This is a genomic window from Mucilaginibacter boryungensis (assembly GCF_015221995.1).
In the GTDB taxonomy this organism is placed as follows: domain Bacteria; phylum Bacteroidota; class Bacteroidia; order Sphingobacteriales; family Sphingobacteriaceae; genus Mucilaginibacter; species Mucilaginibacter boryungensis.
In genome coordinates, this window is record NZ_JADFFM010000001.1 from 3,041,331 (window position 1) to 3,058,689 (window position 17,359).

The following is a 17,359-nucleotide window of genomic DNA, read 5'->3' on the forward strand; positions in this document are numbered from 1 at the left end:
CTACGATGCCCTCGTGACTAATAACAACGGATCAATGGCAATATTATGCACGCATAGCTTTCGCCTCTCCTAAATTTGTGTAATTTTGCTTTTCACCAATTATACCGCATGGAAACCATTGCCCCGTATCAATCTAAATATAAGATCAGGTTTGTAACTGCCGCCTCGCTGTTCGACGGGCATGATGCTACCATAAATATTATGCGCCGCATTTTGCAAAGCACCGGCGCCGAGGTGATCCACCTGGGCCACAATCGCAGTGTTGATGAGGTGGTAAATTGCGCCATACAGGAAGATGTGCAGGGCATTGCCCTTACCAGCTACCAGGGCGGGCATTTGGAGTATTTTAAATACATGTACGATTTGCTGCACGAACGCGGCGCGGGGCACATTAAAATATTTGGCGGTGGTGGCGGCGTAATCCTGCCGCAGGAAATTGAGGAACTGCATGCTTATGGCATCTCACGCATCTATTCGCCCGATGATGGCCGCAAAATGGGCTTGCAAGGGATGATCAATGATATGATGCAGCAGTGCGATTTTGAAACCCGCACTAAGCTAAATGGCGAATTAAAGCATTTGCCCGAGAAAGACCCGAAAGCATTGGCTGCCTTAATATCTTTAGCCGAAAATCATCCTGAGCAATACGACGCTGTGAAATTAGCGCCCTCAAAGCATCAATCTGTTATTTTGGGAATTACCGGCACCGGTGGCGCTGGTAAATCATCACTGGTTGACGAGATCGTTCGCCGCTTTTTAGTAGAAACTGGCTCTGCTGACGAACAGATCGGTAAAACACTGGCCATTATTTCTGTCGACCCGAGCAAGCGCAAAACAGGCGGTGCTTTATTAGGCGACCGCATCCGTATGAATGCCATTAACAACCCGCGGGTATATATGCGCTCGCTGGCCACGCGCCAGGCTAATTTAGCTTTGAGCAAGTACGTGCAGGAGTCGATTGATATTTGCAAGGCTGCGGGTTATGATCTGATCATTGTGGAAACTTCGGGTATCGGTCAGTCGGATACGATGATCACCGATTATTGCGATGTTTCCATGTACGTAATGACCCCGGAATTTGGCGCTGCTACCCAGCTGGAAAAGATAGATATGCTGGACTTTGCCGATATAGTAGCCATTAATAAAAGCGATAAACGCGGCGCGCTTGATGCTATACGCGATGTGCGCAAGCAATATAAACGCAACCACCAGTTATTTACTGCGGATGATGCCAGTCTGCCGGTATTTGCCACTATGGCCTCGCAGTTTAACGACCCTGGCATGAACACCCTGTTTGCCAACCTAATGCGTACCATTAAAGAAAAAACGGGCGTTGATTTTAAGGCAGGCGATGCCCACCATGAAGGTGAATCGGAGAAAATATACATCATTCCGCCCGACCGTACCCGCTATTTGGCCGAAATTGCTGAAAGCAGCGCGGCTTATAACCAATGGGTGAACGAGCAATGCGCAGTGGCGCAGCAATTGTTTCAGTTACAAGGGACTTTAGGAATGGTTAAAGGGCATACCCCTACCCCCTCTGAAGAGGGGAAACATACCTTAAATGGTGTGGCTGAACATTTAGAAAAACTGCAAAATTCGTTACAAAATAAACTGCATCCCGAATGTAAAGCCTTGTTGGAGAAATGGCCTGAAGTAGTAAAGACATACAAAGCCGACGATTTTATTTATCATGTACGCGATAAAGAGATCAGGCAGCCTTTAACTACTACTTCCCTATCGCAGTTGCGCATTCCTAAAATATCACTGCCGCGCTACGAGGCCTGGGGTGATGTGTTGCGCTGGCTGTTGACCGAGAACTTACCGGGCGAGTTCCCATACACCGCAGGTGTATTCCCGTTAAAGCGCGAAGGTGAAGACCCAACCCGCATGTTTGCTGGTGAGGGCGGCCCTGAACGTACTAATAAACGTTTCCATTACGTATCGCTTGGTCAGCCGGCGCACCGGTTATCCACCGCGTTCGATTCGGTGACCTTGTATGGTGAGGATCCGCATATCCGCCCTGATATTTATGGCAAGATCGGTAACTCGGGCGTAAGCATTGCTACGCTGGATGATGCTAAGAAACTGTATTCGGGGTTTGACCTATGCCATGCTTCCACATCGGTATCCATGACTATCAACGGCCCCGCCCCTATGCTATTAGGCTTCTTTATGAATGCCGCCATCGATCAGCAATGCGAAAAGTATATTACTGAAAACAAGCTGGAGCATTTAGTGGAAGCGAAGTTTAAGGAAGTATATGATGACAAAAGATTAGCAAGGCCGAAATATGATGGTGTTCTCCCAGAAGGAAACAACGGGCTTGGACTTATGCTATTAGGCCTAACCGGCGACCAGGTGTTACCAGCCGACGTTTATGAGAAGATAAAAGCCTATGCCATATCATCGGTACGTGGCACGGTGCAGGCGGATATATTGAAGGAAGACCAGGCGCAAAACACCTGTATCTTCAGCACTGAATTTGCCCTGCGGATGATGGGCGACATGCAGCAATACTTTATTGATAAAAAAGTAAGGAACTTTTATTCGGTTTCTATTTCCGGCTATCATATTGCTGAAGCAGGCGCTAACCCAATTACGCAACTGGCCTTTACGCTATCTAACGGCTTCACTTATGTGGAATATTACCTGAGCCGGGGAATGCATATTGACGATTTTGCCCCTAACCTGTCGTTCTTCTTCAGCAACGGTATCGATCCGGAATATGCGGTTATTGGTCGTGTGGCGCGCCGTATTTGGGCTAAGGCCATGAAGAATAAATATAAAGGCGGCGAGCGTTCACAAAAGCTGAAATACCATATCCAAACCAGTGGTCGCTCGTTGCACGCGCAGGAGATTGACTTTAACGATATCCGTACCACCCTGCAGGCTTTATACGCCATTTACGATAACTGTAACTCGCTGCACACTAATGCTTATGATGAAGCTATCACCACGCCTACCGAGGAATCTGTGCGCAGGGCTATGGCTATCCAACTAATCATCAACCGCGAGTTAGGTTTAGCCAAAAACGAAAACCCGCTACAGGGCGCGTTTATTATTGAGGAACTGACTGACCTGGTTGAAGAAGCTGTTATGGCCGAATTTAAACGCATCAATGATCGTGGCGGCGTATTGGGCGCTATGGAAACCATGTACCAGCGCGGTAAAATACAGGAGGAATCGCTGTACTACGAGACCCTGAAACACACGGGCGAGTTCCCCATAATTGGTGTAAATACTTTCCTAAATAAAAAAGGTTCGCCAACGGTGACACCATCCGAGGTAATAAGGGCTACTGAAGAGGAAAAGCAGTTTCAGATCTCGGCCTTAAGCAATTTCCAGCAGCGCAATGCCGAACGTGCTCCGCAACTATTAACCGAACTACAGCACAAAGCCATTGCCGGCGAAAACATTTTCAGCAGCCTGATGGAGGCCTGTAAATATTGTTCGCTGGGGCAAATATCGCATGCGTTGTACCAGGTGGGCGGGCAGTATAGAAGGAATATGTAGCTGTTAGTGATTAGAGCCTATCATTCTGTGTTTTATATCACAAAGCATGCAGGAAAAAACCATCCATATCCCATTCAACCGCGAGCATTATATAAATAACCAAAAGGTAATTTGGGATTTGATGTATAAGGAGGTTTCCGGCAGCTATTACATTTATATAGCGGCTACTGTTATTGTGCTTGCTATAGGCCTGGCGGTTGATTTAAAGGGCGGGTTCCCTATCACCACTATCATAGGTATCGGTATGCTGATCTCCATCCTCTTGAAGTTCCGGCATGTACGTAAAGTAAAAAGGAATTTCTTCACCCGGGCAAATGATATCGCAACGCTACACGAAACAGCATTAGGCGATACTACCTATATCTTCACTAACGATACCCTGACCGTTCAAAACAACCAGCAAACCAAACGATATAATTGGGATGATTTTGAACCACTGGTGTATTTTGAGAATACATTGATCCTGAAAGTAAAGAAAGGCGAATCTGAGTATATTATTGTTTCGCAATATGAAGTAAGCCACGCAGATTTTGATGAGATACACAGCATATTGAACGAAAAAATGGCGGCTTATAGTTTAGTAACCTAATCACTAATCAACCATCTCCCATCACTGTTTGCAAACGCTTAATGCTGTTCTATTTTATACAATATCCAATTATCAGTTTCGTATTTTTTCTCTACGTATAAACGGTTATCGGCATTGCGTATTTGCTGCAAATACTTTTTGGTGAGCTGCGTATAACCATAAGCCGGGTTCTTATCGCTCGCTACCAGCATATAATCGGCGTATTTGCCCGGTGCTTCAACTGCGCTTAAAAAATTCTGCTGGTAAGGCATTATCATCGATCGCACATTACCAACAAATGCCACAATAGGATAAGCTACAGCGTCATCAACCATTACATGCGGGTCGCCGGGGAGCGAGTTAATATAGTTGGCAATATCCTGGTTGCTGTCCTGGGTATCCGGCACTTCGGTTTTTAATAGTACGTTAATAAAATGGTGCTCCTCGGCTATGTACGATTTATCTAAAAACTGATACCCTGTGTATATCTGTAATACGATCACCAACAGCAGCAAAATTTTAAAATTGGTTTGGTTTTTAACAGTATTAGCCCTGAATATTACACACAACAAAGCCAATATCAAAAACAACATATAATACTGGTGGGTAAGGTATACCTTATCGTACTTTATCCGCAAAAACTCCACAAATGCAAAGGGGGTAAATAGCGTAAGTATCTGGTAAGTTTTTTGGCGGAACAGGTATAGTGCTACTAATATCAGCGGACAAAACAGTATAACCCTTAACGATATAATAATAGATGCTTCGGGCAATTTATGATGCCCGGTGGTATCCAATAACATGTTATAATCTATCTTCTCGGCCAGTACGCTCCAGGTGGCGTATGGACTATCTATAAAGTAGTTCAAGTCGGCAGCATGGGTAAGGTTAAGCATTTTATATATCAGTACCGATACCAGGGGCAGTATAAATATAATGATATACAGTGCAAACGTTTTGTTGATGAGTTTACGCCGCAACGAGGGATTATTAAAACTGGTAAATAGTCGGAATATGGATTCTTTTTCGCTAAGGTTTAAGCTTTGTATGGAAATAGACAACACCAATGGCAAAAAGAATAGTGTAAGCCAAATGAACTTGTAATCGCAAAAAACCAGCACTACCAAACATATACTGGCTATAGATACGTGAAAAGTGGTATTTGAATTATAAAACTTGAAAATATTAAGGAAGAACAAAAAGAAAAACACCATTTGCAAATACATGGATTTGCCCGAACAGGCCATATACAGGATGCCCGGATGCAGCATAAATACCACCAACAAAAGCAACAGGTAAAAGTCGTCTGCCAAGCGCTTGGTTAACGTGTTGGCCATGATATTGAACAGCAGCCCGGTGCCTACTGCCGATGCCAGTATAGGTGCCAGGTTGTAGCTGATGACCGTAAAAATAAATGTAGCATAAAAAGGAAAAATAGGTGATGTTAAACCAATCACCTTAAGCCGGTCGCCTATACCTTCAAAAACTATTTTAGATTTTTCCACATAAAACAGCGACTCCTGGTTGAAGTACCCCAGGTTATTGAGATATACGGCGCAAATCACATAATAAAGGATCAACACCAACGTAATTAAAAGTAAGAATAACGGCTTTGATATCCTCATTTCACAACGTTTGTTGGGTTATTAACTTTACTTAAACCATGGTTGGTTTTTTCCCAGTAAAAGGGGTTAGTTACCAATTGCCATAAGCCCTTATAAGCCGATGCCGAATGCATTAGCCAATAAATAGGGTTGGCTATAGCAAATAATATTAACTCGTAATAACGGCGTTTAAATACGGCCATCATATTTATATATATCATAAGGATGTTACCCACCATCAAATTAAATATGGACATGAACAGCACCCAATCCGGAAATAATTCCCTTATGCCCTCAAGGTCGAATACCACATATGCGATAAAAATGGATAGTAGCAGCGGATATACCAGAAAAGTAACAGGTGTTGCGCCAACAAAAAAATTAAAACCAAGGAAACCACGCCAGCCTACTTTTTTCAGCAGCTTACGCGGATTGCGCATATGCACCAGGTACGTTTGCATATAACCTTTTATCCAGCGCGAGCGCTGACGTATCCAGTTCAGGAAATCGTTATTAGCTTCCTCGTAAGTGGTGGAGTTAATAATGGCTACTTTATAACCTTTGGAGTAAGCACGCAACCCTAAATCGGCATCTTCAGTAACATTGAACGGGTCCCAGGCGCCCAGTTCAATCAGGTTGGCCATTTTAAAATGGTTACTGGTACCACCCAGTGGTATTGGGATATCCAGGGTATCAAGCCCGGGCAGCATATAATCAAACCAATACGAATATTCCAGGGTAAACATCCTGGTGAGGAAATTCTCGCCCCGGTTAAAATAGTTCAGCGCGCTTTGCACACATATATAGTTGGCCGGCAGCTTATTAAACAGCGCCACTACTTTTTTTAGTTGGTCGGTATCGGGTATATCCTCGGCATCGTAAATGGTAAGGTATTTCCCACGAGAAAAATGCAGGCCATAGTTACAAGCTTTAGGCTTGGTTTTAGGCATATGGAACGGCACTACGATCACCTCAAAAATTGCCGGGAAATCCAGGTCGCGAACCGCATTTAATGTTTTATCGTCGTCCTCCTCAATAATCAGTTTAATATCCAGCTTTTCCCGCGGGTAATCAAGGCTTTGTAAGTTCCATATCAGCTTTTTAATCAGCTTATCTTCTTTGTATACCGGCAGGTGAATGGTATAAACAGGCAGCTCATCGTCAACAACCTCCCTTACCTCTTCTTTAGTGACGGCCTGGAATAGCTCAAACCTCGACCCAACCAGCGCCAAAAAAAGCTTAAATACTATAGCCACCAGGAAAAAAGTGCTGAGCACTACATTGATGATAATAGATACGGTTTTAAAGTTGAGAAACAGACCAGTTACTACTACGCCCAGCAATACGAATATAAATATCAGTTGCTGTGGTGTAAAAGTAATAATGGCCGAATTACCGGGGTCCCGGTTCAATAATTCAAACACGGCCGATTTTACATATTTCTCGCCCAGCAGCTTATGGCTCATCCAGGTAATATCCAAATCCGATGCTACAATAATCTCGGGTTCCATATCAAATGTGAACCTTATAAAATCAATAAACAGCGTGTTGGTCGGGTCGGCCATTAGGGTTACCACCTTGCCGTTCTCTATCCGTAAGGGCAGCGCCAGGTGCTCGTCGGCAAATTTCAGTTCGATTTTCCCGAGCACGCTCTTATCCGATCCCTCTTTCCTAACCTGTTGGAAAGGATAGCCGGCATTGATCATAGACCGCTCGTAATTTTTACGCGATATGTACCCGAAGTTAAGCGCTACCTTTATAAAGCACATGCCCATCCTGGCGGATAGGTCGTGGATCTTTTCCCTTTCACCCGGCGTAATAAATTTATCCTTTACCAAAATTTCGGGGATAGCTAAACTCATTCGGTATCTTTATATAAACTTGGGTGAATTGGTAAAACATCCCCGGTAAAACCAGGGGTATTGTTATTTCAGCTAATCTTAATCGTTCATAATGTCCTGCGATTTTTGCACTCTTGAGCGTACATACAGGAATGACAATAATATTAATATCAATATACCCAGCAATATGTATAAGTTGTAGCTTTCCCAAAAACGCGACAAGGCGCTTTTAGTATCCACATACTCCAGGTTATCGCCTGATTTACTGATATTGAACAGGTATTTATTACCGCTAACATCGGATATACACACATTACTGCTTAGGGTTGATAACTGCTCGGTAATTGATTTGGATACTGCTAAAAACGCCTCGGCCAGGTTTTTACCCGTAGCTGTCAGCACCATGGTGGCGTTATTGGCCCGGCCATAAAATATCTGGGCTAAACCATTTGATACAGAATCGTTAAGGGCGTAAACAACCTGGTTATTATCGTTATTATACAGCCTGAATTTCTTATCAAATTTAATAGGTGCGTCGGGGAATTCGCCCAGTAGTTTATCATCACGGCTAAGCAGGGCTATGATATTATACTTTTTAATATCACTGGTGGTCACATCATCCGAATACTGGAATACAGGGAAGTTGTTAGCGTTGATGTTATTATTCAACTCGTACACCACTTCGCCCATGGCAGCTGCCGCATATTTAGAAAACCTTTTGCTAACTACAATATGGGTAGAACCCGAATTGAATGCTTCGGGATATTGATAAAAACTCAGGTCGTTAGTAATAAACGGATTTTTTGATTCCAGGTACGATTTGTCTACGTCAATCTCGGCAAAGAAATTGGTAAAGCTGTTCATACAGTTACCACTGCTTGGGTAAAACCTGAATTCGGCTTCAAGCGTGTTATATTTATGGTGTTGATAGCGGTTGATAGTTACAGATGTTTTTAACTTACCTGATGCATCCAACTTCTCACTGTTGATTAGCAAGCCATTCAAATAAATATTAAAAAAGCCCCTGTCGTTAGGGTTAAGGCTGCTGTAGTTGGCCGTAATACTTATCTCTACTTCCTTTGGCGTAAAGCTAAAATCGCTATTTTTAAAATTGTAAACACTTTTTAACGAGCCAATGCCCGACATAAAGTTAGTTACCCCGCCAATTTGTTTAAATGTAAGCTTTGATCGGTTTTGATCTACCGTTTTAAAGAAGGTATTCTCAGCATGGTCTATCACCAAATAATCGCCAAAGGTTGAATTGAGGATATTCATATTCCCCAGCGATGTTATGGTTTTTTCATACCCTTCATCATCGGCGCCGGTAATATATAAAATCTCGCTTGGTACTACCAGGTTTTCAACTGTACGCACGGGTACCAGGTGATTTTTTACATCCACCATTTTTATTACACTATCGGTTACATTAAGTACGCGTTTAGCTAAATAAAACAACCCCTGGCCGGTTTGTGGTGTAACCCTTATCATACTGCGCATGGGGGCAGGCAAATGGCCCAAAGTGCCAACCATAATATAGTTGCGTACGGTATCGGGCACATGCCCTTCTTCAAAAACCTGTATATTTTTAATCTCGGTTTTTTTCATGCGGGCATAAGCCCAGGCAACCGCTTTTAAATCTTTTAGCGTTGGATTTGCGGGGTAAACAATGGCACGTTTTGAATCAAAGCAGTTAGCAATATTTATATTACTGAAAAAGTTTTTGGTATTGCGGTTTAACGACAGGTAGGAATAGCCTTTAATTTTTATCCACATGGCCGGGTTATCCAAATCACGGCATTTATCGTCAGATATATTCAACAGGGTTTTTATTTGTACTTTCAGATACTTCCCGTCATTTGACAGATCAGCCCTTGAAAGATCGACAGCTACCTTCTGTATAGAATCCTTAGTTAACCTACCGCTATATACTGGCCTATCGGCAATAATTACGTTAATGAACGAATTATTGGGAACCAACGCCCGCGATGGCTCGAAGTAAATAACCAGCTTGCTGCCATTCATCTCCACCAGGGGATCGATCTTAAAAAAGTATGAACTTGATCCGCTCATGCCATTAATGGGATCATCATCGTGACCGTACGATTTGAACGACGCGACCACCTGCGCGGACGACGGCAGTTTTGCTAAGATCAGTATAAATGCCAGTAAGGTTAAAAATCTGTTCATCTGGTGTAAATCAATATATATTAGTTAATCACGTAAAATTCTACTCTGAAATAGTTCCCGTTCTCGTCACTTTTGTAAGTGAGTTCGCCGCCCAACTCTTTAGTCATCAGTTTGGCAATAGATAAGCCTAATCCAAGCCTGCTTTCCATATGGCCCGACGCATCGTTCAATGTTTTTAGTTTATTAAACATCATATCCAGTTCTTCCTGGCCAATGGCTACGCCTTCGTCAATAACCTCAAAAACAAAACGCTGCCGCTGCAGGCTGGTTACTACCCTGATATTATTATTAGTTTGCGAAAATTTGATACAGTTTGACAGGATGTTCTGGAAGATCTGGCCGGTAAATACTTTGTCCAGCTTCACATTCAGCGGAAGTTTCAATATATTATCTACCAGGTGAATATTTTTCATCAGCGCCGTTTCAACCAAACCTTTAAATATGGTTTGTACTTCAGCATTAATATCAAATATCTCCATATTGAATTTCAACTCAGGCGATTCAATCTCCTTCACATCCATCAGCTTATTCAACATGTATTGCATTTTATCGGCCGAATCGCTGATGTATTGTACAAATTCGCGCTGGTCTGAGCTTAAACGATAATCTTCTTCCTTCACCATGTTATTACTCATAATGATAGATCCGATCAGGTTTTTAAGGTCGTGCCCCGCAATATTTATAAAGCTGTTTTTTTGTTCATCCAGTTTACGCAGCCTGTCGTATTGCATATCAATAATGGCATTCTTTTCTGCAATATCATGGTTTTGTATTTTCAATTGTTCGTTAGATTTTTCGATCAAGATGGTCGATCGCACTTCGCGTTCAATCACTTTATACCGGGCATTAGGTATCAGGCACGATATAAACAGGATAATAATAAAATATTGCCCGCCGTTATTTACTACCAGGTCAAGATTGTAGGTATTTAACGTATTAAAAAATATAGCCAGCAGCATAATAGCCACCAGCCCCTGTATTACCGAATTAACAGGCTCCCAAAATACCTGTAAATTAAAAAACAGGATGATAACCGAATAGGTTAGAAAATAAATGGTAAGCTGTTGGTCGTTTACGATATTACATAACAGGGCCGAAATAATGGAAAGCAGCAAGAAACTGATATGAAGCAATATGCGGTAATCGTACTTGCGGTTTTGGAAATAAGTATATAATCCTAATATAACTAAAACAGTTATAATACGGACAATAAGGAATTGTATCCAGATATCGGGCGAATAAATAAAATCAATAATACTGAATATGGGGTATAGGAAAATGATAGTCCAAATAATATTGTTGGTTTGATACCAGGCTTTTTTGTTTACTTCTTTAGAAAACTCTTCCTTAGTTATTTGAACAAACATTAGTACTATTGTTTAGATTAGAGTCAGGATCAGTTAACGGCTTGCAAGGCGAAATTTAGATGAAAAAAAACAATTATAAAATATCATGTCTGCAATTCATGGCTGTTAACTTTACCATATTGGTAATAGCTATATTGTTAGTGCTAAATGCAAAAAGCAGTCCAATATTGCCAGCCCAAAGGCAACTTGTTTTTAACCGTGCTAAAAGTTTAGACAATGGCATCAGTATTTCATGGCTTGAACAAACTTGGAATAACGACATTCTAAATACCGAAGGCATAAAAGCAACCGACTTGCAGCTGCTTAAAAAATTAGGTTTTAAAAGTATCCGGCTTCCAGTGGCGTTCAAAAATTTCGAAAAGAAGAACATTCCGCTTAAGGAAGTACTTGCCCGAATTGATAAAGCGTGGAAGCTTTGCCGAAAATACGGTTTTAAGATGATTATCGATTACCATTATGGCGATTTAAACGACAATAACTTTGTAACCGAAACAAATGAAGTTATAAAAACATGGACTGTTATAGCTAAAAAATACCATAATACGGCCGAAGACGACTTGTTTTTTGAATTATATAACGAGCCGCCCCCCATCAATCCGCAGGTATGGAAAGATGCTGCTTATAACATGGTCGAAGCTATCCGCAAGGTAGATAGCGGACGCACCCTGCTGGTGGGCGCATCAAACTATAATAGTATTTATGAATTGAGCCGTTTTGTAAGATTGAAGGATGAAAATATTATTTATACTTTTCATTTTTACGAGCCTTTTTTATTTACCCATCAGGGTGCCGATTGGGTGGGCGACCAGATGGCGACTACAGGGGTAGGCTTTCCATATAGCGTAGATAAATTTCCCCAAATAAATCCTAAAGCTAAAGGCACGGCAGGCGAGGCAAACTATAACAAATATCACCTGGATGGCAACGAAGGATCGGTAAGGGATAAGCTGCAAATTGTAAAGAACTGGGCCAATAAATATAACGTGCCCATCCTGTGCGGCGAATATGGCAGCTACGATAAATATGCCGATGCCGAAAGCCGGTGCCGCTACACCAAAACCGTGCGCCACTATCTGAAACAGCTGGGTATCCCCGGCATTTTGTGGGACTATAACACCAACTTCTCTATTTTTACTAACGAACAGCCATCCCTGGAAAACCTAAGCGATTGCATGCGGGATGCGATTGGGTATAAGTCTGAACCGTGATTTAATAGATTTTCAGGATCGCAGGATTTAAATTCTGGCATAAAACAGCAAAAATCATGGTTTACACGAAATTTAATCAACTATTTGATTATCAGTTTTTTAATTAAAAAAATGCCCCGATTTTGTAAACCATGTAAACCATGATTTGACGTGATAAAACCGATCGGCATCCCATCCGTTTCGTCGATACATCACGTTAAAGCTTTATCTGTCAAGCATCCTCATCGATACATTTAGCCCGTTTGCCGACACCTTGTGGCGCGCGTGCCTAAACTATCCGCACCTTCATATTGTGTTTACGGTGCACCGCATCCACGCCAATTTTAAACCTTCATTATCATGAACCACAAACAACTATTAGCTATTGTCGCTGTAGCGGTGATACTGCTTTCACTCGCCGAATCCTGCAAAAAAGAAACTGAAGCTACCCCTGCTGCCACCGCCAATGCCACTGTTGTAATGACCACCGCGCCGGCCACTGCAGTGCAAACAGCCTTTGGAACTAATATCAATTTAAGTGCACTCGAAAACTATGCACAGCAAGCTGTCCCCAATTATATTACCCGCGATAATGGCCGGGCCAACCCTATAAACAACGCTGCGGCTACTCTGGGCAGGGTTTTGTTTTATGATAAAGCCCTATCTATAACCAACACCATAGCCTGTGCCAGTTGCCACAAACAGGAACTGGCCTTCGGCGATAACGCAATACAAAGCACGGGAGCCAACGGCATAACCACCCGTCATTCTATGCGCCTGGTAAATGCCCGTTTTGCCCAGGAAGTGAACTTCTTTTGGGATAAACGCGCCGCCACGCTTGAAGCGCAAACCATCCAGCCCATTCAAAACCATAACGAAATGGGTTACAGTGGCCTCAACGGCGATCCCGGTATTGACGTACTGATAACCAAACTGCAGGGCATTGCTTACTACAAGCAGTTATTCACCTTTGTATACGGCGATGCTACCATCACCGAAACCCGCATGCAAACCGCCTTAGCCCAGTTTATCCGCAGCATCCAATCGTTCGATTCAAAGTTCGATGCAGGCATGGCACAGGCAACTAATCTCGGTCAGGACTTCCCCAACTTTACAGCGCAGGAGAACCTGGGTAAGTCGCTGTTCCTTAACCCGCCGTCTCCTCCCGGTACTGTGGTGAATGGCGCGGGTTGCCAGGCCTGCCACCGTGCGCCGGAGTTTGATATCGACCCGAACTCGCGTAACAATGGCATCATAGGCGTAGCAGGCAGCACATCACTGGTTGATGTTACCAACACCAACCCGCCATCGTTGCGCAACCTGCTCGACCCTACCGGCAAACCAAACGGTTTATACATGCACAATGGCAGTCTTGGTACCCTTGCCGATGTGATTAATCACTACAACCAAATCCCTATCGACCCACGTAATACTAACCTGGATAACCGGCTCAACCGCGGTGGACAGGGCCAGGCCCTGCGGTTGAGTCAGGCACAAAAAGACGCCATTGTAGCTTTCCTGGCTACATTGAGCGGTAAAGATGTGTATACGAATAAGAAGTGGGCCAGTCCGTTTATTAATTAAACCTGATTCTGCGTTAGGGATAGCAGTGGAAAGCCCGGAATGCAGCGCAGCGGAATGAGGACTTGCAACGGATAGCCCGGCCCCCGATAGCATCGGGGCAACGCCCAAGCTATTCTCTTAATTTTGGTACATGTTTCGTTTACCCCAATAATAACAAAATTTAATATCACAAATACCGCGTTTATTGGTTTATATACTTAGGCGAAACCGCTTATTTTTTAAATATTAAGTTTAAATTTGACTACCTTTGACCCAAATACGCTACAATGAGATTTTTTGAAGAAAAAAGACGCGAGGTGATGAAGCATATAGAAAAATATATGCTGGAGAAGATGGATGAATATTTGAAACCTATTGAAACTAACTGGCAACCATCTGATTTTTTGCCCGATTCTACAAGAGATACATTTTTCCAGGAAATAAAAGAATTGCAGGAAAGCGCCAAAGGCCTGTCTTACGATCTGGTAGCGGTTTTAATCGGTGATACCATTACAGAAGAGGCTTTGCCTACGTATGAATCGTGGTTAACCATGGTAGAAGGGGTTGATTTGGCAGAAGAAGGCGGATGGATGAAATGGACACGCGCCTGGACTGCAGAAGAGAACCGTCACGGCGATCTGTTGAACAAATATCTTTACTTAAGTGGCCGCGTTAACATGCGCGCTATGGAAGTATCAACACAATATTTACTGGCCGATGGTTTTGACATAGGCACCGGTACCGACCCTTACCGTAACTTTATTTACACCAGTTTCCAGGAACTGGCCACTAATGTATCGCACCGCCGTGTAGCCAGTCAGGCTAAAAAACATGGCGATACTTTATTATCAAAAATGTGCGGTGTTATTGCATCTGATGAAGCCCGTCACGCAAAAGCTTATATCAGCTTTATATCTAAAGCGTTTGAGGTTGATGCCAGCGAGGCAATGATTGCCTTTGAGGATATGATGCGTAAGAAAATTGTTATGCCAGCCCATTTCCTGCGCGAAGTTGGTTTAAAGCTTGGTCAAACCTTTGGGCACTTCACTGATGCTGCACAGCGTTTAGGGATTTATACAGCTATTGACTATGTGGATATTTTGCGGGATTTGATTGAAGAATGGAAAATTGCTTCGATACCCGACCTGAATGAAGCCGGAGAAAAAGCACGTGATTACGTTATGGCCCTGCCCGACCGTTTGATCCGTGTTGCCGACCGTATGAAAAACCCTATGCTGGAATACAAATTCAGCTGGATAAGCGGGTAAGGGAAACTCGAAAGGCGAAAGTTCAATTGCGAAATGGTTCTAATTTCGCAATTGGCATTCCAGATCCAAAATAAATCATTCCCCGCTTATATACACTATATCAGCACCATCTTCTTTCACCATCCGCAGGTTATCAATAATATGCTGCAGGGTAATAAAGTTAATATCATCAACATAATGTTCCGACTTGCTGATGTATAATTTATTCCCCTGCCCTTCTATTCTAAATAAATAGCCTTCATAATACTCAGGTTGGTCTATTTCAATAACATTACCATCCTGTTTGATATTAAATTCAATATCAACCTGCCTCGATTTTTGGAAAGCTGGGTTTAATTTGTTTTGTAGCGTATTTGTTAGTAATTGGATATCCCAGGGCCGGTTAGCGGTAATAATTTTCATATCATAATCTACAACCAGGTGCATATATTGTTTCGGCAGTAAGTAAATGCTAAATTCACAAACATTACCGGCACGTTAGCGTGTTTAATAAGATATCTGCTATTATATATGAAATACAAATTATTGGGCCGCTCAGGCCTTAAAGTTTCCGAATTCTGCTTAGGCACTATGGGTTTTGGTACTGACAATGGCTGGGGTGCCGATGCGGCCGTCAGTTTTGCTATTATGGATGAGTTTGCAAACGCGGGCGGCAATTTCTTAGATACGGCTAACGTCTATCAAAAAGGCACTAGCGAAAAAATTATTGGTGATTATTTAATCAACCAAGATCGGGATTACTTTGTACTTGCAACAAAATATACACTGAAAGATAATCAAACTAATCCAAATGCCTCGGGCAATAACCGCAAAAACATGATGCGCAGTATAGAGGAAAGCCTGAAACGCTTAAAGACTGATTTTATAGATGTTTTGTATCTGCATATTTGGGATGATATTACACCTATTGACGAAGTACTACGCGGACTGGACGACTTGATCCGTCAGGGCAAAGTGAACTATGCTGCTATTAGCGATACCCCCGCCTGGGTTGTAGCCAAAGGAAACATATTAGCCGAATTAATGGGTTGGAGCCAGTTTATTGCTTTACAGGTGGAATATAGTTTGCTACAACGTACCCCTGAACGGGAATTAATCCCTATGGCCAAACATTTTGGAATGACGGTAACTCCCTGGGCGCCATTAGCCGGCGGGGCACTTACTGGTAAATATTTGAAAGGCGAAAAAGGCCGTATAAAACCCGAAAGCAATCGGCTCAATGAAAATAGCGAGCGTATAACCAAAGTGATAATGGCTATAGCTGATGAATTAGGTGTATCCGCTGGTAACGTGGCCTTGCAATGGATGCGCCAGCAAGCCTTCTCGTGCATACCTATAGTTGGTGCTACCAAAATTGAACAGCTACAGGATAATTTAAATACTGTTGATTTAACTTTAAGCGCAGACCATCTAAAGAAAATTGACGATATCAGCGCCGTAAGTTTAGGCTTCCCCGGCGATTTTTTTAGGGAAGAAAATGTAAAGCTTAATTCTTTTGGAGGATTTTATGACAGGGTTGAAAAAAGATAGCACTTATAAAATCAATCCTGGTTTACGTACTTTTTAATTGGATATTTGTAGCAGCAAATATGTTAGACCTGCAATAGAAGCTAAAAAAAATCCGAAGCACAAATTTGTGCTTCGGATGTATTGGGGCGTTTGATATTTTATCTGTCTATTGATGTTTCATTGTCCTGGTAATCACTTTATCCCGGCTAAACGTAAAGTGTACTGAAACTATTACGCCGAGTATCACAATGCAAGCTAAAACATTGGTTAAGATACCCAGAGCATCATGGATTATAATATTCATAAACAATCAATAATTAGTGTTACAATATATATTACAATCCCTATGCCGATTGGCGAAATTATATTAACTTCTGATTAAAAAGTTCATTTTAAAAGCGTAGAAGCACTTTTCAATCCAGTCACCCGCGAATCTGTTAAAACGATAGTAAACAGTTTGGGGATTTTACGGGGCAAAATTGTGGAATTAAAGAAGAAAGATTCCCCATTTAGTTTGCAAATCGACGGTAGTGTGAAGTGGGTAAAAACATTATCAGTTGGAACAATTTGCAAAGTTAGGGTAAGCAAAAGTGATACGAAATAGTTTTCTCCAAATTATCTCAACAAAAAACCCCTCATCTTATAGATGAAGGGTTTAAGTTTAACGTCGCCTGGACGATAAGATTTGGCACCGACCTACTCTCCCACATTTTACTGCAGTACCATCGGCTCTGGCGGGCTTAACTTCT

General features: G+C 42.4%; 11 protein-coding genes. 6 read left to right on the plus strand and 5 right to left on the minus strand.

The window, feature by feature from the left end:
- The first annotated feature begins 108 nt into the window (after positions 1-108).
- The gene (locus IRJ18_RS12785; protein WP_194106584.1) at positions 109-3,516 is read left to right on the plus strand and encodes a methylmalonyl-CoA mutase family protein; all 3,408 of its coding nucleotides are present in this window, start codon (positions 109-111) and stop codon (positions 3,514-3,516) included.
- Positions 3,517-3,562: 46 nt separating this feature from the next.
- On the plus strand, positions 3,563-4,105 hold the full coding sequence (locus IRJ18_RS12790) for a hypothetical protein (RefSeq protein WP_194106585.1): 543 nt from the start codon (positions 3,563-3,565) through the stop codon (positions 4,103-4,105).
- A gap of 38 nt (positions 4,106-4,143) precedes the next feature.
- Here IRJ18_RS12790 and IRJ18_RS12795 read toward each other — a convergent pair whose 3' ends face one another.
- The 4 genes from IRJ18_RS12795 to IRJ18_RS12810 all read right to left on the minus strand — a co-directional run bounded on the left by IRJ18_RS12795 (position 4,144) and on the right by IRJ18_RS12810 (position 11,083).
- Positions 4,144-5,709, minus strand: coding sequence for a hypothetical protein (locus IRJ18_RS12795; RefSeq protein WP_194106586.1), 1,566 nt, complete (start codon positions 5,707-5,709; stop codon positions 4,144-4,146).
- Positions 5,706-7,550, minus strand: a complete 1,845-nt coding sequence (locus IRJ18_RS12800) for a glycosyltransferase family 2 protein (protein ID WP_194106587.1) — start codon at positions 7,548-7,550, stop codon at positions 5,706-5,708. Before IRJ18_RS12800 ends, IRJ18_RS12795 begins: the two co-directional genes overlap by 4 nt.
- A 78-nt stretch (positions 7,551-7,628) precedes the next feature.
- The gene (locus tag IRJ18_RS12805; RefSeq protein WP_194106588.1) at positions 7,629-9,716 is read right to left on the minus strand and encodes a cellulose biosynthesis cyclic di-GMP-binding regulatory protein BcsB; all 2,088 of its coding nucleotides are present in this window, start codon (positions 9,714-9,716) and stop codon (positions 7,629-7,631) included.
- 20 nt (positions 9,717-9,736) lie between these two features.
- Positions 9,737-11,083, minus strand: coding sequence for a sensor histidine kinase (locus tag IRJ18_RS12810; protein ID WP_194106589.1), 1,347 nt, complete (start codon positions 11,081-11,083; stop codon positions 9,737-9,739).
- Between the two features lie 59 nt (positions 11,084-11,142).
- Here IRJ18_RS12810 and IRJ18_RS12815 point away from each other — a divergent pair, with 59 nt between their 5' ends.
- From IRJ18_RS12815 to IRJ18_RS12825, 3 genes are all read left to right on the plus strand, one after another.
- Positions 11,143-12,291, plus strand: coding sequence for a glycoside hydrolase family 5 protein (locus IRJ18_RS12815; RefSeq protein ID WP_194106590.1), 1,149 nt, complete (start codon positions 11,143-11,145; stop codon positions 12,289-12,291).
- A 339-nt stretch (positions 12,292-12,630) separates the two neighbouring features.
- Positions 12,631-13,854, plus strand: coding sequence for a cytochrome-c peroxidase (locus tag IRJ18_RS12820; RefSeq protein WP_228072730.1), 1,224 nt, complete (start codon positions 12,631-12,633; stop codon positions 13,852-13,854).
- 266 nt (positions 13,855-14,120) lie between these two features.
- On the plus strand, positions 14,121-15,101 hold the full coding sequence (locus IRJ18_RS12825; RefSeq protein WP_194106591.1) for an acyl-ACP desaturase: 981 nt from the start codon (positions 14,121-14,123) through the stop codon (positions 15,099-15,101).
- Positions 15,102-15,176: 75 nt separating this feature from the next.
- Here the strand turns inward: IRJ18_RS12825 and IRJ18_RS12830 are convergent, their stop codons facing one another.
- Positions 15,177-15,527 (minus strand): hypothetical protein, encoded by a 351-nt coding sequence (locus IRJ18_RS12830; RefSeq protein WP_194106592.1) that lies wholly within the window; start codon positions 15,525-15,527, stop codon positions 15,177-15,179.
- Between the two features lie 84 nt (positions 15,528-15,611).
- On the opposite strand from IRJ18_RS12830, the gene IRJ18_RS12835 reads away from it, so the two are divergent.
- Positions 15,612-16,631 (plus strand): aldo/keto reductase, encoded by a 1,020-nt coding sequence (locus tag IRJ18_RS12835; RefSeq protein WP_194106593.1) that lies wholly within the window; start codon positions 15,612-15,614, stop codon positions 16,629-16,631.
- Positions 16,632-17,359 lie beyond the last annotated feature (728 nt).